This window comes from Pseudomonas sp. Y24-6 (assembly GCF_020295325.1).
Lineage (GTDB): Bacteria > Pseudomonadota > Gammaproteobacteria > Pseudomonadales > Pseudomonadaceae > Aquipseudomonas > Aquipseudomonas gregormendelii.
In genome coordinates this window covers 49,209-67,226 of sequence record NZ_JACBXG010000018.1, presented here as the reverse complement: position 1 = coordinate 67,226, position 18,018 = coordinate 49,209, and the positions used below count along the sequence as shown (strand labels likewise).

Below are 18,018 nucleotides of genomic sequence, written 5' to 3'. Positions count from 1 at the left end.
GGGTATAGGTTGCAGGCGCGCTAACCCTGCAGGAGCGCGGCTAGGGGCGCTGGCGGTGGATCATTGATGTTGGAGCAAAGCTTGCTCGCGATGGCGGTGTAACCGTCAGCTCAAATGTTGAATGCCTGACAGAAATCGCGAGCCAGCTTTGCTCCCACAGAAGCGTTTGGAACTAACCTCTGGAATCTCAGCTAGCCGTCGCCAACAACAAATCCACCACCGAGCGGCTATGCCCACGATTCTTGCCATGCTCATACAACGACCCGGCAATCTCGTCTGCGCGAATCGGCAGGATTGACAGCAAGGTGTCGCTCAGTCCGTGGCTGGCCTGACAAAATCCCTGCATGTAAATGCCCGCTTTGCAGCGCTCGTCGGTGATGAGTTTGTAGTGGCGATCCACCTCGAACTCGCCCAGGTATTGTTCCAGCGGCGCCAGCAGTTTGCGGTGCATCTGGCGTTCGTAACCGGTGGCCAGCACCACGGCGTCGTACAGGCGAACCGTGACTTCACCGGTGGCGTTGTTGCGCACCGCCAGCTCGATGCCGCGCTCGGTGGCGCTGGCTTTTTCGATGGTGGTCAGGGTGCGGAAAGCGTGACGGGCGATGCCGGAGACTTTCTGGCGATAGAAAATGCCGTAGATGCGCTCGATCAGGTCAATGTCCACCACCGAATAGTTGGTGTTGTGGTACTCGTTCACCAGCCGCTCACGTTCAGTGCTGGCCTGCTGGAACACCAGGTCGGTGAATTCCGGCGAGAACACTTCGTTGACGAAGGGGCTGTCATCCGCCGGTTTCAACGCCGAGCCGCGCAGGATCATGTCCACCTGCACCGACGGGAAGCTGTCGTTAAGATCGATAAAAGCTTCTGCCGCGCTCTGGCCGCCGCCAATGATCGCGATGCTCATTGGCTGGTTGTTCACGCAAGGCTGACGGGCCATCTGCGCCAGGTATTGCGAATGATGGAACACCCGGCTATCGCCCTTGAGTGACCTGAACGCCTCGGGGATGCGCGGGGTCCCGCCGGCGCTGACCACCACCGAACGGGCGGTGCGCACGTGCTGCTGGCCCTGTGCGTCACGGGAGATCACTCGCAGCGCCTCGACCTGCTGGTTGTGCAGCACCGGCTCGATGGTCAGCACTTCTTCACCGTAGCGGCTCTGCGCGTCGAACTGCGCGGCGACCCAGCGCAGGTAGTCGTTGTACTCCATGCGGCACGGGTAAAAAGTGCCGAGGTTGATGAAGTCCACCAGGCGCCCGTGGTGCTTGAGGTAATTGACGAACGAGTAAGGGCTGGTGGGGTTGCGCAGGGTCACCAGGTCCTTGAGGAAGGAGATCTGCAGCTCGCTCTGGGTGACCAGGGTATTGCCGTGCCAGCGGTAGTCGGCCTGTTTGTCGAGGAACAGTACGTCCAGTTCACCCTGGGTCGGCCCGCGCTCTTGCAAGGCGATGGCCAGTGCCAGGTTCGAAGGGCCGAAACCGACGCCAATCAGGTCGTGAACGATGGGCGATGCAATTGCCTGTGTCATTTCCAGTGTCCTCTGGATGAGCCCCTCAACAGCGGGGAGAAAAAGCTGAGTGACCTCGGCGGCGAGTGCCAGGTCGTCTGTTGATAGGAAACGAGGACAGTGAAACAAAATTTAATACTTACCCTTGACGAGAGCGTCAGGGTCAATGGCCATCCCATTGCCGCATCCGCACCCGGCAATGTTTCATCGCATTGACGATGTGTTTTTCCACCAGGGCTCGGGAAATGCCCAGGTGCTCGGCAATTTCGGGATGGGACAGGCCATCGATCTTGCGCAGCATAAAGCTCTCCCGGCACAGCCGGGGCAGTTCCGACAAGGCGCGCTGGAGCATCTCCAGGCGCTGGCCGTGGTCAAGGCTGTTGTGGGGCGATGGGGTGAAGTAGCGCTCCTCGCTATCGAGCACTTCCAGCGACTCGACCTGGCGCAGGGCATTGCGTCGGTGATCGTCGATCACCAGGTTGAGCGCAGTGCGATAGAGAAAGGCCCGCGGTTGTTCGATCGGTGTGGTGCTGGAGCGTTCAAGTACACGCAGATAGGCGTCATGCACCACGTCTTCAGCCACCTGACGGTTGCCTAGCTTGGCGTTCAGGAAACACACCAGCTCCCGATAGTAGTTCTCCAACATGACTCCCAGCCGCATGGGTGCGGATTCAATCCTTGAGCCACCCCGCCGACCGCCGAAATAGGCAGTGGCAAGATAGTGGCAGAGCGAGGCGCGTAATTTATAGTAATTCTCATATAGATTTAAAGTATTGCTTGATCTTGCCCGACAAATTGTCATGGTCTATATGTGTGCCCACATGTGTCCGCGCCTAAATTCGCTGCGGCATTTCTCGTATTAAGGACAGCTCCCCGTCTCTGCCGGCCTGCCGGCAGCGTTCAACTATCGCCGGATACTCACCGGCAGAGCGCACGACGGGTCGATTTCCATTGGCCGGAACCCTGCATGAAACGTCCCCGACACACCCGACGCGCCCTGCTTGCAGCCCTGTGTCTGATTCCCCTTATCGCCGTCGCCGCCTGGCAGATGATCCCGCCCGGTCGGGACAAGTTCGCCACCGTGCAGGTCACCCGGGGTGACATCGAAAGCAGTGTCACCGCGCTGGGCACCCTGCAACCCCGGCGCTATGTCGACGTCGGCGCCCAGGCTTCCGGGCAGATCCAGAAGATCCACGCGGAGGTCGGTGACGTGGTCAAGGAAGGTCAGTTGCTGGTGGAAATTGATCCGTCCACCCAACAGGCCAGGCTCGATGCCGGGCGCTTCTCGATTGAAAATCTCAAGGCGCAGCTTGAAGAACAGCGGGCCCAGCACGCGCTGGCGCGGCAAAAATTCCAGCGCCAGCAGCAGCTCAAGGCTGGCGGGGCAACCCGCGAAGAAGACGTGCAAACGGCCCAGGCCGAACTGCGCGCCACCCAGGCGCGCATCGACATGTTCCAGGCACAGATTCGCCAGGCCCAGGCCAGCCTGCGCAGCGATCAGGCGGAACTTGGCTACACCCGCATCTATGCGCCGATGGCCGGCACCGTCGTCGCCCTGGACGCCCGGGAAGGCCAGACCCTCAACGCCCAACAGCAAACTCCGCTGATTCTGCGCATCGCCAAGTTGTCGCCGATGACGGTCTGGGCCGAAGTTTCGGAGGCCGATATCGGCCACGTCAAACCCGGCATGCAGGCCTGGTTCACCACCTTGAGCGGCGGCAACCGCCGCTGGAGCAGCACCGTACGGCAGATACTTCCGGTGCCGCCCAAACCTCTGGACCAAACCAGCCAGGGCGGTGGCAGCCCGGCCAGTTCGAGCAAAAGCGGCAGCGCGCGAGTGGTCTTGTACACCGTGTTGCTCGACGTCGACAACGCCGACAACGCCCTGATGGCGGAGATGACCACCCAGGTATTTTTCGTCTCCGACCAGGCCAGGAATGTCCTCACCGCCCCCATCGCCGCCCTGCAAACCGGTACCCAGGCCGACCAGCAGACCGCCCAGGTTGTCGCTGAAAATGGCAGCCTGCAGCAACGCATTGTGCGCACTGGCATCAGCGACCGCCTGCGGGTGCAGATCCTCGACGGCCTGGAGGAAGGTGATCACCTGCTCATCGGCACGGCCAGCGGGAGTGGCGGCTGAATGCTGACGCCCCTGATCGACCTGCAGGACATTCGCAAATCCTATGGCGGTGGCGACGCCCCTGAAGTCCACGTGTTGCGCGGTATCGACCTGTCGATCCACGCCGGGGAGTTCGTGGCGATCGTTGGCGCCTCCGGCTCCGGCAAGTCGACCCTGATGAATATCCTCGGCTGCCTCGACCGCCCGACCTCGGGTGAGTACCGCTTCGCCGGAGAAAATGTCGCCCGCCTCGACAGCGACGAGCTGGCCTGGCTGCGCCGTGAAGCCTTCGGGTTCGTCTTCCAGGGTTACCACCTGATTCCGTCTGGCTCCGCCCAGGAAAATGTCGAGATGCCGGCCATTTATGCCGGCACGCCAGCGGCCCAAAGGCACGCACGCGCAGCCGCCCTGCTCGAACGCCTGGGCCTGGCCTCACGCACCGGCAATCGTCCGCACCAGCTTTCCGGCGGCCAGCAGCAACGGGTGTCGATTGCCCGCGCCTTGATGAACGGCGGCCATATCATCCTCGCCGACGAACCCACTGGCGCCCTCGACAGCCACAGCGGCGCCGAGGTCATGACCCTGCTCGACGAACTGGCGAGCCAGGGCCACGTGGTCATCCTGATCACCCACGATCGCGAAGTGGCGGCGCGGGCCAAGCGCATCATTGAAATTCGTGACGGGCTGATCATCAGCGACAGCGCCCTGGACAACCCCCAGGTGCAGACCTCGGCCAATCCTGGCGCGCTGCAGGCGGTGGACCTGCGCAAGCGCCTGGCCGAGGGCGCCGAAGCCACTGGCGCCTGGAAAGGTGAACTGGTGGACGCAGTGCAAGCCGCCTGGCGAGTGATGTGGATCAACCGCTTTCGCACCGCGCTGACCCTGCTGGGGATCATCATCGGCGTCGCATCGGTGGTGGTGATGCTGGCCGTTGGGGAAGGCAGCAAACGCCAGGTCATGGCGCAGATGGGTGCATTCGGTTCCAACATCATTTACCTCAGCGGCTCATCGCCGAACCCGCGGACACCCTTGGGCATCGTCACCCTGGACGAGGTCAAGGCGGTCGGCAGCCTGCCGCAGGTGACCCGCATCATGCCGGTCAACGGCCAGGAAGCCGGGGTGCGTTTTGGCAACCTGGACCACCTGAGCTACGTCGGTGGCAACGACACCAACTTCCCGGCGATCTTCAACTGGCCCGTAGTCGAAGGCAGCTACTTTACCGAGGCGGACGAACAGAACGCTGCGGCGGTCGCTGTGATTGGCCACAAGGTGCGGCACAAGCTGCTGAAGAATGTCGCCAACCCGATCGGCCAGTACATCCTCATCGAAAACGTGCCGTTCCAGGTGGTCGGCGTGCTCGCGGAAAAAGGCGCCAGCTCCGGCGATTCCGACAGCGACGACCGCATTGCCATTCCGTATTCAGCGGCGAGTGTGCGCCTGTTCGGCACCCAGAACCCGGAGTACATCGCCATCGCCGCGGCTGATGCGCGCAAGGTCAAGGAAACCGAACAGGCCATCGAGCAGTTGATGTTGCGCCTGCATAACGGCAAGAAAGATTTCGAACTGACCAATAACGCGGCCATGATCCAGGCCGAAGCGCGCACGCAAAATACCCTGTCGCTGATGCTCGGTTCGATTGCCGCGATCTCTTTGCTGGTGGGCGGGATTGGCGTGATGAACATCATGCTCATGACTGTCCGCGAGCGCACCCGCGAGATCGGTATCCGCATGGCCACCGGTGCCCGTCAGCGCGACATTCTGCGCCAGTTCCTGACTGAGGCCGTGATGCTCTCGGTGGTCGGCGGGCTCGCCGGCATCGCCCTGGCGCTGATCGTCGGCGGCGTGCTGATTCTCAGTGAAGTGGCGGTCGCGTTCTCCTTGATAGCGGTGCTCGGCGCCTTTGGCTGCGCCCTGGTCACCGGTGTTGTCTTCGGCTTCATGCCGGCCCGCAAAGCTGCCCGACTCGACCCGGTCACGGCCCTTACCAGTGAATGATCGATTTATGAAGCCGCCACTCCGCCTCTTAACTGTCTGCCTGTTGCTCAGCGCCTGCGGCACTCCCGCCCAGCGTCCAGACAGTGGCCTGCAGCCCCCTGCCGCCTGGCAATCGCCGCACAATAATGGCGCCGCCCGCAGCAATACGCAGTGGTGGTCGCAGTTCGGCAGCCCGCAGCTTGGCCTGCTGGTGGAACAGGCCCGCGTGGGCAGTTTCGACCTGGCGGCGGCGATGGCCCGGGTCCGTCAGGCCCAGGCCGAGACGGTGGTGGCCGGCGGCTCGCAGTTACCTGAGCTCAAGGCCGGCCTGAATGGCAATCGCCAGAAGCTGCTGCGCGGTAATGGTTACAGCCAGCTGGACGCCGACAGCAGTAACAAGGCGGTGGACTACTTCGACGCCAATCTCAGTGCCAGCTACGAAATCGATTTTTGGGGCGGCCAGCGTGCGTCTCGCGACAGTGCGCTATTCGCGCTGCAGGCCAGCGAATTCGATCAGGCCACGGTCGAGTTGACCCTGCAGAGCAGCGTCGCCAATGGTTATGCACAAACCTTGTCTCTGCGCGAACAGCAGCGCATCGCCGAGTTGAACCTGGCCAACGCCCGGAGCGTGCTTGACCTGGTGCAGACCCGTTACGACTCGGGCTCGGCCACGGCACTGGAACTGGCGCAGCAGAAGAGCCTGGTGGCGGCGCAGCAACGGCAATTGCCGCTGGTGCAGCAGCAGGCCCAGGAGGCGCAGGTCAACCTCGCTGCCCTCCTTGGCCAGCCAGTGCAACAGCTGTCGTTGGGCCAGGAGCGCTTCGATCAACTGGTATGGCCCACCATCGCCGCCGGCGTGCCCAGCGAGCTGCTCAGCCGTCGCCCGGACATCGCCAGGGCAGAAGCGCAGCTGGGGGCCGCACAGGCCGACGTGACCGTCGCCCGGGCGGCCATGCTGCCCACGGTCACCCTGAGTGCCGACCTGGGTTCAGGCGCCGATCACGCGGCGGATATCCTGCGCAGCCCGTTCTACAACCTCACCGCAGGATTGCTCGCACCGGTGTTCAACAATGGGCGCCTGGGCGCCGAACGTGACAAGGCCACGGCTCGCCAGGAAGAGCTTCTGGAGAACTATCGCGGGGCGATCATCAATGGTTTCGCCGACGTGGAAAAAGCCCTGAACAGCATTCGCGGGCTGGATCAGCAGCGGCAGTGGCAAGGGGAGGAGCTGAACCAGGCCCAGACGGCGTTCAACATCGCGCAGAATCGCTATCAGGCCGGGGCCGAGGATTTGCTGACGGTGCTGGAGACCCAGCGCACCTTGTATGCGGCGCAAGACCTGAATGTACAGCTGCGGCTGGCGCGGTTGCAGGCCAGTGTAGCGCTGTACAAGGCGTTGGGTGGAGGGTGGCGAGCGCAGTGATGGGCGTGTCCATGAGGCCCCCTTCGCCGGCAAGCCTTGCTCCCAAAGGTATGGCGTGTACCGCATGATGGGGACATACACTGAGCCTGTGGGAGCAAGCTTCTGTGGGAGCAAGGCTAGCCCGCGATGAACGATAAAGCGGTCTTCAAGCCTGGCTTTTCCTGGCCTTCAAATGCCGCGCATACCAGGGCCGCTGCGGTACCTTGCGCAACAGCCCGGCCAGTTTCTGCTCATCCTCACCAAAGGTAATGCGCAGCGCCAGCTTCATGGTTTCCGGGTCCATCTCCATTGACTTGCCCGCCTGCAAACCCGGTGTGGTGCTGCAACCATGAGTCCCCGGGCCCAGCCACGGGTCATCCACCTCAACCCAGCGCCCCGGCGCAAACCACGCCACGCCATTGACCTCCAGGCGACTGACCTGCCCCGGATGAAAACGCTCGTGGGCGCGGAACCAGTCTTCCAGTCGATCATCAATCCAGCCGTGAAAATGCCAGAATACCGGGCTCACATGGGAGGAAAAGGGGTCGCCGAGAAAATCGTTCTCTGCGGCAAACCAGCGCGCGGAAAAGTCCGAGGGGTCACGGGCAAACGGCACCGGCTGGCCATTGGACGGATCGCGCGGCACCGAGGCCCAGCGCATGTGCAGCCAGTCGTGCAGGCCCAACTCGACCTCGGAACCGAACTGCCCCAGTGTCAGCTTCGACAGGTAACGTGGATCACGATAACGCGACTCCCACACCTGGAAATTGCTGTGGTAAGTCTCGGCCGTCTTGATGTCGGCCACCCACTGCGAGTACTCGGCATCGTCGTCGGCCAGCCAGGTGGGCGGCAAAGACGTGCCATCGTGATTGTCGAAGTAGCGGGCGAAGCCGACTCGATCCCGCGCCAGTTCCGGCTGCGGCAGGGGAAAATGCGGCCACGAGGGCAGATCCTGCATGGAGCGCGCCGTACCGAGCATGTGCCGGTGCATGAAGAAAAAATCCACACCGGAGCCATTGCGATCCTTGCGCGTGCCCCGGGCATCGCGCTCTTTGTTCCGCGGCCCGGGCTGCCAGCCGATGCCACGCAGGGCGTTGCGTTTGTCTTCGGACAAGGTATGCCACTTGTCCCGGGAGGCGTGCCACAGCTGGTGGAACAGCCGATGCTCCGGCGAAATCAGCCAGGCCAGCAGCGTGGGGTTGAGGCCGGTGCGCTCACGCGCTTCGGGAAACACCCGCTTGAGCGCGATAAAACGATTGTCCTGGGCAGTCATCATCAAGGGCCGATCCAGGTTCAACACCCGGCCGCTGAGCGTCGCGCTGCCGGCGTTGCCGAAGCCCGCCCAGACTTCATCCAGGGACATGCTGAATTCGTAATCCGGGGTGTCGTGCAGGGCATTGGCGCTGATCAAGCGCCAGCTGAGCTCGGCGGGCTTGGCATCCGCCAGGTCACCCAGCACCCGGTAGCGTGGCGCTGCAGTGGCGCGCAAGCGCTCGGCGGTGTCGAGGTAACCGATGAGGCCGCGGCCCTTGTGGCCGATGTCGAGAAACAGTTCCAGGCCGTCCCGGGGCAAGCCTTCGATACCGGCATCATGGCCCTCGAAGCGGATCTGCCAGACGCCGCGCAGCGTGTCCGCCAGGTGCTGGCCAGCGACATCCGCCACGTCGAACGTCGCTTCGCCGGGGGTGATCGTCGGGTCCGGCCGGGTCCATTCACGATGCCCATAAAAAGCCGCAGGCACGGCGGCACCGGTCAGCGCCAGGCCTGCCATGAACCATCGTCGAGAAATCGTCATTGCCCTACCTGTGTCAGCCATGAAGCAGGCTTTATCCAAGCTAGAACGTTTGTTGCCTTCAAGAATTTAAGCGCATCGCGGGCAAGCCTTGCTCCCACAGGGATCTCCATATGGGCCCGCACGCTCATCTAAATTTTCCCACCGGTCAATCGTTCTTCCCAGATAACCGTTCTTCCCAGATAACCAACGCCCCTGCGGCCGGCGAACCTGACTGAGATGGCAATGACAAAACCACGTTCGAAAAAGGCGCTCTACATCGGCCTGCCGTTGGCGCTGGCCATCAGCGCCGGAGCCGGCTTTGCGGCCTGGGGCTACTGGTTCAAGGACAACCCCGGCTACCCGGTCAAGGTGATGAAGCAAGCCGATGAACTGCAAGAGCGCATCCTCTCCTTCGACAGCCACGTCACCCTACCGCTCGACTTCGGCACCGCCGGCAACGAGGCCGACAAGGATGGCAGCGGCCAGTTCGACCTGGTCAAGACCGCACACGGGCGCCTGTCCGGCGCGGCCCTGACCATTTTCGGCTGGCCGGAAATCTGGAATGGCGAAAACGCGCCGCACCGCCCCACTGCGGGCTTTGTCGACGAGGCGCGATTCGAGCAGGAAACCCGCTACAAGATCATCAGCACCCTGGTGCGCGACTTTCCCAACCAGGTCGCCATCGCCTACACCCCGGACGACTTCCGGCGCCTGCATGGCGAAGGCAAGTTCGCCATCTTCATGAGCATGCTCAATGCTTACCCGCTGGGCAACGACCTCAGCGCCCTGGACAAGTGGGCCGCGCGCGGCATGCGCATGTTTGGCTTCAGCTACGTGGGCAACAACGCCTGGGCTGACTCCTCGCGGCCGCTACCGTTTTTCAACGACTCGCGCGACGCCCTCGGCGGCCTGTCGGAGACCGGCAAGCAGGCCGTGCACCGGCTCAACGACCTCGGGGTGATCATCGACGTGTCGCAAATGTCGACCAAAGCCCTGGAGCAAGTCGCGCAACTAAGTCGCACACCGATGGTGGCCTCGCACTCGGCGCCACGGGCGCTGGTGGACATCCCGCGCAACCTCAGCGACGCAGAGATGCAGCTGATCAAGCAGAGCGGCGGCGTGGTCCAGATCGTTGGCTTCCCGACCTACATCCGCCCGCTCAGCCAGGCGACCCAGGACAAGCTCAACGCCTTGCGCGCACGCTTCGACCTGCAACCGCTGCAGGGGCTGGAGATGGCCTTGATGCCCGGCGACCCGATCATCACCGTCTGGCCGGAGCAACGCTTCGGCGAGTACGCCAGCCAGCTGTACGCAATAGTCGACGAAGAGCCCAAAGCCACCCTCAAGGACTACGGCGACGCCATCGACTACGCCGTGAAAAAAATCGGCATCGACCATGTCGGCATCAGCTCCGACTTCAACGACGGCGGCGGTCTGGACGGCTGGAAAGATGTCAGCGAAGCCCGCAACGTGACGGCGGAGCTGATCAGTCGCGGTTACAGCGAAGCCGACATCGCCAAACTCTGGGGCGGCAATTTCCTGCGGGTGTGGGACCAGGTACAGCAGTCGTCGAGACCGCTGGCGAACAACTGATGCCCACTTTGCAAAAGCGAACCTGACCCATGACCAACCGTCGATCATTCCTCAAGCAGGCCGGCATCCTCGCGGCGGGCCTGCCCCTGGGTGCCGCTGCAGGCCTGCCGGCCCTGGCGGCTAATCCGGCGCCGTTGCCGAAAGACAAATGGGCGCAGTTGCGCCAGCTGTTCAACCAGGACCCCGACTACCTGCACTTCGCCAACTTCCTGGTGACTTCGCACCCAAGGCCCGTGCGCGAGGCCATCGAGAGGCATCGCGCCCACCTTGATCGCAACCCCGGCCGGGCCATGGACTGGGACCTGGGGGAAACCGAGAAGCGCGAACAGCAAGTGCGCGAATGGGCCGCACGCTACCTCAACGCCAGGCCCGAACAGATCGCCCTCACCGGCAGCACCACCGAAGGCTTGTCGCTGATCTACGGCGGCATCCATGTGCGTGCGGATCAGGAAATCCTCACCACCGAGCACGAGCATTACGCAACCCACTACGCGCTGGACTACCGCCAGCAGAAAGACGGCGTGAAAGTGCGCAAGCTCAAGTTGTTCGAGAACAGTCGCGAGGTGTCGGTGGATGAAGTGCTGGGTTCGATTGCCAAGGGCATACGCCCCAACACCCGGGTACTGGGCATGACCTGGGTGCAATCAGGTTCCGGCGTGAAGCTGCCCATTGCTGAAATCGGCAAGCTGGTGGAAGAACAAAACCGCAACCGTGCGGACCAGGATCGCATCCTGTACGTGGTTGACGGCGTGCATGGTTTTGGCGTCGACGATCTGGATTTTCCCGACATGCACTGCGACTTCTTTATTGCCGGCACCCATAAATGGATGTTCGGCCCGCGCGGCACCGGGATCATCTGCGCCCGCTCGGCCGAGCTCAAGGACGTGACGCCGACCATTCCGACCTTTTCCGAAGCTACCGCTTTCTCGACCATCATGACCCCCGGTGGCTACCACAGCTTTGAACATCGCTGGGCGCTGGATGAGGCGTTCAAGCTGCACCTGGAACTGGGTAAGGCCCAGGTGCAGGCACGCATCCATGGGCTGAACACCTATGCCAAGAATCGCCTGCTGGAGCACCCGCAGATGGAACTGGTCACCCCCTTGAGCCCGGACCTGTCCGCCGGCTTCAGCTTCTTCCGGGTCAAGGGGCGCGACTGCGAACAGGTCGCCGCACAGCTGATGAAGAACCGAGTGGTGTGCGACTCGGTGGACCGCGATGTCGGCCCGGTCATTCGCATTGCGCCTGGCCTGCTCAACAGCGAACACGAGATCGACCGCTTCATGGCCTTGTTGGGCAACACCGTCTGATGCCTGCCCTTCGGTATGACACGTACCCCTTGTCGGAGCGCACTTGCTCGCTCCCACAGGGAATGTCCACGCCCTCAGTTTTTCTTTCGACGAGACACCCATGAAAAGCAATCTGATAGTCCTGCCGCTCAAGGCACTCGCCCTCACCGCACTCATCGCCGCACTGGCCCCGACCACCGCCCAAGCGGCCGCCGCGCCGCCACCGGGCAACGTATTCAAGGACTGCCGCGACTGCCCGGAAATGGTCGTGCTGCCCGCCGGCACTTTCACCATGGGCACGCCGGAAGACGAAGTCGGCCACGAACCCGACGAGGGCCCGATGCACGAGGTGACCTTCGCCCAGCCATTCGCCATGAGCCGCTTCCAGGTCACCGCCGGCGAGTGGGACAGCTACGTGCGCGAAAGTGGCGTGACCATCGCCAATGGCGACACCCGCCCCGGACGCGAATGCATTGCCAGCAAGCCACGCTATCCCCAGGGCGCGCGCCAGCCGGCGGTGTGCATGAACTTCGATGACGTGAAGAACTACGTTGCCTGGCTGTCGAAAAAGACCGGCCAGACCTACCACATGGTCAGCGAGGCCCAACGCGAATACGCCGCCCGCGGTGGCAGCCAGGGCCCCTTCCCTTTTCCGTTCGACGAGGGCAAGGCCTACAGCATCGCCAGCCACGCCAACACCTATGGCCCGGCCGACGGCTACAGCTACAGCTCGCCGGTGGGCAGCTACCCGGCCAATGCCTTCGGCATGTATGACATGCACGGCAATGTCTATGAGTGGATGCAGGACTGCGAACACCCCAACTACGTCGGCGCGCCTGCCGATGGCAGCGCCTGGCTCGAAGCCAATTGCGAGGCCGTACGGATTCGCGGCAACGACTGGGGCGAAGCGCCGGTGTTTTCACGCTCGGGCAATCGCAACAGCCAATACCCGCAAGAGCGTGGGGACTGGATCGGGTTTCGCGTAGTGCGCGATCTGTAGGAGCTGCCCTGCTAAATTAACCCCCGCACCAGACGTTCTACTGGGTATCTGCCTTTACACCCAAGGAACCGTCTTCCATGACCCAGCCTCCCCGTGGCGCCATCGGCGAATTGTTCGCCCTGTTGAAACCCTTTCGGCTGATCGTCGCCGCCTCCATCTTCCTGGGCATGGTTGGCGGCCTGAGCGTCACGGTGTTGCTGGCGACCATCAACAACGCGCTGCACTCCGAAACAGGTTTGACCCAGGGTGTGGTCGCGCTGTTCGCCGGCCTGTGCCTGCTGGCGCTGGGCAGTTCGATCTGCTCGGATATCGGCACCAACTACGTCGGCCAGCACATCATCGCCAAGCTGCGCAAACAGCTGGGCGAGAAGGTCCTCTCGGCCCCCATCGAGCAGATCGAGCGCTACCGCAGCCATCGCCTGATCCCGGTGCTGACCCATGACGTCGACACCATCAGCGACTTCGCCTTCGCCTTCGCACCACTGGCGATTTCGCTCACGGTGACCCTGGGGTGCATGGGCTACCTGGCCATCCTGTCGTGGCCGATGTTCCTGATCATGGTGGCCGCGATCCTGATCGGCACGGCGATCCAGGCCTATGCCCAGAGCAAGGGCGTGCAAGGGTTCATGGCCGCCCGCGATGCCGAGGACGAGCTGCAAAAGCACTACAACGCGATCGCCGAAGGCGCCAAGGAGCTGCGCATCCATCGCCCTCGCCGCCAGCGCATGTACGTCTCGGGCATCAAGGCCACCGCCGAATTCATCTGCAACACCCAGGTGCGCTCGATCAACACCTTCGTCATCGCCAAGACCTTCGGCTCCATGCTGTTCTTCGTGGTCATCGGCCTGGCCCTGGCGCTGCAAACCTACTGGCCCAGCGCCGACAAGACCGTGATGAGCGGCTTTGTGCTGGTGCTGCTGTACATGAAAGGCCCTCTGGAGCACCTGATCAGCACCCTGCCGATCGTCAGTCGCGCGCAAATCGCGTTCCGCCGGATCGCCGAGCTGTCCGAGCAATTTTCCACCCCTGAGCCGCACTTGCTCCTCAGCGATCAGGGCCAGGTCAAACAGGCGGTGCATGAGCTGAAACTGGCTGATGTGCGGTTCACTTTCCCAGCCGCCGAAGGTGCGGCGCCGTTCCAGCTGGGCCCGGTGAACCTGACGATCAAGCAAGGCGACATCACCTTTATCGTCGGCGAAAACGGTTGTGGCAAGACCACGCTGATCAAGTTGCTGCTGGGCCTGTACACCCCGCAACAGGGCGAAATCCGCGTCAACGGCGAGGCGATTGACTCGCACAATCGCGACGACTATCGCCAGCTATTCACCACCATTTTTGCCGACTACTACCTGTTCGACGACGTGATCCAGGGCGACCAGCACATCCCCGAAGACGCCAACCAATACCTGCAGCGCCTGGAGATCGCCCACAAGGTCAGCGTCAAGGATGGCAGCTTCACCACCACCGACCTGTCCACCGGTCAGCGCAAACGCCTGGCACTGGTCAATGCCTGGCTCGAGGAGCGCCCGGTGCTGGTGTTCGATGAATGGGCTGCCGACCAGGACCCGACCTTCCGCCGCATCTTCTACACCGAACTGCTACCGGACCTGAAACGCCTGGGCAAGACCATCATCGTGATCTCCCACGACGACCGTTACTTCGACGTCGCCGACCAGTTGGTGCGCATGGAAAGCGGTCGGGTGGTTACCGAACCCGTCACGGCCTGAAAACCGGCTGCACACACCTGTGGGAGCGGGCTTGCTCGCGCCGCTTTGGCGAGCCAGCCCGCTCCCGCAAATAGCGCTTCATCTGCCCCGGCGAATTTTATTTGCACGTTTCTTTCCGGTTTTACCTGCGCGCCCCGTCTTAATAATCATTCTTATTAACAAAAAAATCTGTACAACATTCTTCAGGAGCTCAGGTAAGTAATGCGACCTCTCACCCGCCGCACACCTCTCGCACTGGCCGTACAGCGCCCGACGCTGCATCGCAGCCTGTTTACCAGCGTACTGCTGACCGCCACCTTGCTGGGGAGCTCGATGGCCAATGCGGCACCTGTAAAAGTGAGTATCCCGGTGCAGCCGCTGTCCAGCGCGCTGACCGAGTTGGGCATGCAGACCAACCTGCAGATCCTCTACAGCCCTGACCAGGTCGCCGGGATCAAGTCCCGCGCCGTCTCCGGTTCGCTGGAGCCGTCCCAGGCCCTGGCGGAACTGCTCAAGGGCAGCGGCATCTCTTTCCAGATCAACGGCAACACCGTGACGCTGGTGTCCGGTGGCAGCTCGAGCCTGCAACTGGGTGCCACCACCATCTCCGGCCAGGCGCTGGGCCTGACCACCGAAGACACCGGCTCCTACACCACCGGTGCAACGACCACGGCGACCAAGCTGCCATTGACCCTGCGCGAGACCCCACAATCGGTGACCGTGGTGACTCGCCAGCAGATGGATGATCGCGGCGCGCAGAGCGTCGGCGACGTGCTGCGCAACACCCCCGGGGTGACCACGCAAAAGTACGACAGTGACCGTACCGAGTTCTCCGCCCGTGGCTTTGCGATCACCAACTTCCAGTACGATGGCGTCAACCAGCCGTACGACGGTGTCTACGGCGAAAACCCCAACAACAGCGACGACTCAGCCAGCCTCGATCGCGTCGAAGTCATCAAGGGTGCTACCGGCCTGATGACCGGCGCGGGCGACCCGTCTGCCACCGTCAACCTGGTGCGCAAGAAGCCGACCAAGGATTTCAAGGCATCGGTCAGCGCCACCGCCGGCTCTTGGGACAACTACCGCACCGAAGGTGACATTTCCGGCTCGTTGAACGACTCCGGCACTGTGCGCGGGCGCTTCGTCGGCGCTCTTCAGGACAAAGATTCCTACATCGACCACTACAGCCAGAAGAAAGACCTGTTCTACGGCATCCTCGAAGCCGACCTGACCGACGATACCCTTCTGACGCTAGGCGTCGACAAGTCCAGCGCGACGCCGCGCGGCAGTTCCTGGACCGGTAATGCGCCCTACTTCACCGATGGCGGCCGCACCGATTTCTCCCGCAGTTTCAACCCGGGCGCAGACTGGAGCCGTCGTGATTTCGACAGCGTCACCTACTTCGCCTCGCTGGAACAGGCGCTGGCCAATGACTGGAAATTCAAAGCCAGCTTCGACCAGAAAACCACTGATCACGACACTCAACTGGCCTCTGCCAGCGGTGGCTACGCCGACCGGGCCACGGGCGAAGGTAACTTTCTGTACTGGGGGCGCTGGGAAGGCCATCGCGTGCAGAACACCGCTGACGTGAGCGTTTCCGGGCCTTTTACCCTGGGTGGCCGCGAGCATGAATTGGTTGCCGGCTTCATGGCATCACACTCGCGCCAGACCGGGGCAACCTACGACACCAGTGCCTTTGAACTGGTCCCGGGCAGCATCTACGACTGGAACGGCACCCTGCCCAAGCAGGAGTTTGCGAAGAACGGCAAGTACGAACGCACCCAAAGCCAAAACGGCCTGTACCTGGCCACCCGCCTGCGGCCGACCGACGACCTGTCGTTCATCCTCGGCAGCCGCCTGAGCACGTTCAAGTACAACGAAGATTACTCCTACTACCCAGGTGGCAGCCTGACCGACACCCATGCCAGCTACAAGGAACACGGGGTCGTCACGCCCTACGCCGGTGTGGTCTACGACCTGAACGAGACCTACTCGGTCTACGGCAGCTACACCAAGATCTACCAGCCGCAGATCAACAAGGACATCAACGGTTCGACCCTGGCACCGGTTGAAGGCGACAGCTACGAAACCGGTCTGAAAGCCGCCTACCTCGACGGTCAACTGAACGCCAGCCTGGCCTTCTTCCGCATCGAGCAGGATAACGTCGCGCAATCGATCGGTACCGATCTGAACACCGGCGATGGCATCTTCGAAGCCACCGACGGCGCCACCACCAATGGCGTGGAACTGGAAATGGCCGGCGAACTGGCCCCGGACTGGAACGTTTCGGCCGGCTACACCTACGCCCGCACCCGCGACAAGGATCATCAGCGCATCTACGGTTTCCCGCTGGCCACCAGCAAGCCGGAACACGTGATCCGCACGTTCACCACCTACCGCCTGCCCGGCGCGCTTAACCAGGTCACCGTCGGCGGTGGCATCAGCTGGCAGAGCGCGTTCTACGGCCAGAGCTACAGCCCGGACGTGGGCGGCGGCGAAGGCGGCGAGACCTCACTCAAGCAAGGCGGCTACACCCTCGTCGACCTGATGACCCGCTACAACTACGACGATCACCTGAGCTTCACCGTCAATGCCAACAATGTCTTCGACAAGAAGTACCTGTCGGGCCTTGGCAACTTCGGCACCACGTTCTACGGCGAACCGCGCAACCTGCAGCTGACCGCGAAGTATGATTTCTGAGCGATAGGCTGAAATGAAAATGCCCGCTTCTTTCGACGCGGGCATTTTTTTATTGTTAAAAGCAACATCAAAAGATCGCAGCCTTCGGCAGCTCCTACAGGTGTACCCACCATCCCGTAGGAGCTGCCGAAGGCTCGGGCCGCGTTCGGACGATATTTTGACTTTAATATCTTTGACCGTCAGCAGCTACTCAGAACATCCAAGCTGATCCAGCGCCCGATTCACCGCCAATTCCCCCAGCATGATCACCTGCGCAATCCCTAATAAGGCATTGCGCGAACTGCCCTCCATTTGATCCACCAGATCGGTGGCCATGACATTGGCCGACGCCAGCGATTCGCAGGCATAGGCCAGCAAGGTTTCGGTGTCGAACTCGGGGTTGACGGTGAACAGCGTGCAGAGTTTGCGCGGGGTGGCTTTGATGTCGGCAATCGAGGGCCGGGGTGCGGCTGTTTGGTGGGGGCCAGGTGAATCGGAATTATCAGGGGCGGTTGTCGGATCAATGTCCGGCGGGTTGGGCGTTACCTTGAACATAGATGAAACTCCATATGTGACTAAAGGAGCCCTCACCCTCGCTACCAAACGAAGGTGGCGGCCATACGGAGGTTGGTAGACCGGTACATATGGCAAAACCGGCGCGCTCGAAAGCGCCCTGCGCACGGCCACCATATTTCAAATGCCAGAAGCACCTGGATCAGGTGACGTTATGCGTCATATGTACGAGGGCTACCAAACCCGATCGCTGTTTCCAGCGACCACGCAACTATAACGCCCGCACCCAAGGCGCACAAGTTGGCGAATTCTGACGTACCTGTAGGCAAAGGCGCAAGACGTTGTAGCTTTCGAGAAGTAAACCCGGAGCCGTTTAAACAAAGCCCGCCATTCGCGGCGCACCGGGACGATCCGGTCCTGCGCTGTAACAAAATGCTATGTTGGATCGACGAATCATCCTGCGAG

At 62.2% G+C, this 18,018-nt stretch carries 12 protein-coding genes; 8 read left to right on the top strand and 4 right to left on the bottom strand.

Translation table 11 applies throughout. The features are described from left to right. Positions 1-187: 187 nt before the first annotated feature. Together HYI44_RS26295 and HYI44_RS26290 are read right to left on the bottom strand one after the other, a co-directional pair. A complete protein-coding gene (locus tag HYI44_RS26295) occupies positions 188-1,525 on the bottom strand; it encodes a lysine N(6)-hydroxylase/L-ornithine N(5)-oxygenase family protein (protein ID WP_225570903.1) in 1,338 nt (445 codons plus the stop codon). A gap of 142 nt (positions 1,526-1,667) precedes the next feature. After that, positions 1,668-2,150, bottom strand: a complete 483-nt coding sequence (locus HYI44_RS26290; RefSeq protein WP_122838719.1) for a sigma-70 family RNA polymerase sigma factor — start codon at positions 2,148-2,150, stop codon at positions 1,668-1,670. Positions 2,151-2,471: 321 nt separating this feature from the next. Here HYI44_RS26290 and HYI44_RS26285 point away from each other — a divergent pair, with 321 nt between their 5' ends. The 3 genes from HYI44_RS26285 to HYI44_RS26275 are packed head-to-tail and all read left to right on the top strand — an operon-like array spanning position 2,472 to position 7,020. Then, positions 2,472-3,644 carry an efflux RND transporter periplasmic adaptor subunit gene (locus HYI44_RS26285; RefSeq protein ID WP_225570902.1) on the top strand — a complete coding sequence of 391 codons (1,173 nt, stop codon included), beginning with the start codon at positions 2,472-2,474 and terminating at the stop codon, positions 3,642-3,644. After that, positions 3,645-5,618 (top strand): MacB family efflux pump subunit, encoded by a 1,974-nt coding sequence (locus tag HYI44_RS26280; protein ID WP_225570901.1) that lies wholly within the window; start codon positions 3,645-3,647, stop codon positions 5,616-5,618. It abuts the gene before it with no gap. Between the two features lie 7 nt (positions 5,619-5,625). Beyond that, on the top strand, positions 5,626-7,020 hold the full coding sequence (locus HYI44_RS26275; protein WP_225570900.1) for an efflux transporter outer membrane subunit: 1,395 nt from the start codon (positions 5,626-5,628) through the stop codon (positions 7,018-7,020). A 145-nt stretch (positions 7,021-7,165) separates the two neighbouring features. Here the strand turns inward: HYI44_RS26275 and HYI44_RS26270 are convergent, their stop codons facing one another. Beyond that, complete coding sequence (locus HYI44_RS26270) at positions 7,166-8,794, bottom strand: PvdJ/PvdD/PvdP-like protein (protein ID WP_225570899.1); 1,629 nt, start codon at positions 8,792-8,794, stop codon at positions 7,166-7,168. Positions 8,795-9,016: 222 nt separating this feature from the next. Here HYI44_RS26270 and pvdM point away from each other — a divergent pair, with 222 nt between their 5' ends. From pvdM to HYI44_RS26245, 5 genes are all read left to right on the top strand, one after another. After that, positions 9,017-10,366, top strand: a complete 1,350-nt coding sequence (pvdM, locus tag HYI44_RS26265) for a pyoverdine-tailoring dipeptidase-like protein PvdM (protein WP_225570898.1) — start codon at positions 9,017-9,019, stop codon at positions 10,364-10,366. A 29-nt stretch (positions 10,367-10,395) separates the two neighbouring features. Continuing rightward, a complete protein-coding gene (locus HYI44_RS26260) occupies positions 10,396-11,676 on the top strand; it encodes an aminotransferase class V-fold PLP-dependent enzyme (RefSeq protein WP_225570897.1) in 1,281 nt (426 codons plus the stop codon). A 100-nt stretch (positions 11,677-11,776) separates the two neighbouring features. Beyond that, positions 11,777-12,655, top strand: a complete 879-nt coding sequence (locus tag HYI44_RS26255) for a formylglycine-generating enzyme family protein (RefSeq protein ID WP_225570896.1) — start codon at positions 11,777-11,779, stop codon at positions 12,653-12,655. 77 nt (positions 12,656-12,732) lie between these two features. Then, positions 12,733-14,382, top strand: coding sequence for a cyclic peptide export ABC transporter (locus tag HYI44_RS26250; RefSeq protein WP_225570895.1), 1,650 nt, complete (start codon positions 12,733-12,735; stop codon positions 14,380-14,382). A gap of 201 nt (positions 14,383-14,583) precedes the next feature. Continuing rightward, a complete protein-coding gene (locus tag HYI44_RS26245) occupies positions 14,584-17,061 on the top strand; it encodes a TonB-dependent siderophore receptor (RefSeq protein WP_225570894.1) in 2,478 nt (825 codons plus the stop codon). Between the two features lie 186 nt (positions 17,062-17,247). Here the strand turns inward: HYI44_RS26245 and HYI44_RS26240 are convergent, their stop codons facing one another. Continuing rightward, positions 17,248-17,595, bottom strand: coding sequence for a DUF6124 family protein (locus HYI44_RS26240; RefSeq protein WP_225570893.1), 348 nt, complete (start codon positions 17,593-17,595; stop codon positions 17,248-17,250). Positions 17,596-18,018 lie beyond the last annotated feature (423 nt).

What these genes read in the sequence shown, in the direction of transcription:
- HYI44_RS26245 (WP_225570894.1), top strand. Translation starts at nt 14,584, where the DNA reads ATGCGACCTCTCACCCGCCGCACACCTCTCGCACTGGCCGTACAGCGC.
- HYI44_RS26285 (WP_225570902.1), top strand. Translation starts at nt 2,472, where the DNA reads ATGAAACGTCCCCGACACACCCGACGCGCCCTGCTTGCAGCCCTGTGT.
- HYI44_RS26275 (WP_225570900.1), top strand. Translation starts at nt 5,626, where the DNA reads ATGAAGCCGCCACTCCGCCTCTTAACTGTCTGCCTGTTGCTCAGCGCC.
- HYI44_RS26270 (WP_225570899.1), bottom strand. Translation starts at nt 8,794, where the DNA reads ATGACGATTTCTCGACGATGGTTCATGGCAGGCCTGGCGCTGACCGGT.
- HYI44_RS26240 (WP_225570893.1), bottom strand. Translation starts at nt 17,595, where the DNA reads ATGTTCAAGGTAACGCCCAACCCGCCGGACATTGATCCGACAACCGCC.
- HYI44_RS26260 (WP_225570897.1), top strand. Translation starts at nt 10,396, where the DNA reads ATGACCAACCGTCGATCATTCCTCAAGCAGGCCGGCATCCTCGCGGCG.
- HYI44_RS26250 (WP_225570895.1), top strand. Translation starts at nt 12,733, where the DNA reads ATGACCCAGCCTCCCCGTGGCGCCATCGGCGAATTGTTCGCCCTGTTG.
- HYI44_RS26290 (WP_122838719.1), bottom strand. Translation starts at nt 2,150, where the DNA reads ATGTTGGAGAACTACTATCGGGAGCTGGTGTGTTTCCTGAACGCCAAG.
- HYI44_RS26280 (WP_225570901.1), top strand. Translation starts at nt 3,645, where the DNA reads ATGCTGACGCCCCTGATCGACCTGCAGGACATTCGCAAATCCTATGGC.
- pvdM (WP_225570898.1), top strand. Translation starts at nt 9,017, where the DNA reads ATGACAAAACCACGTTCGAAAAAGGCGCTCTACATCGGCCTGCCGTTG.
- HYI44_RS26295 (WP_225570903.1), bottom strand. Translation starts at nt 1,525, where the DNA reads ATGACACAGGCAATTGCATCGCCCATCGTTCACGACCTGATTGGCGTC.
- HYI44_RS26255 (WP_225570896.1), top strand. Translation starts at nt 11,777, where the DNA reads ATGAAAAGCAATCTGATAGTCCTGCCGCTCAAGGCACTCGCCCTCACC.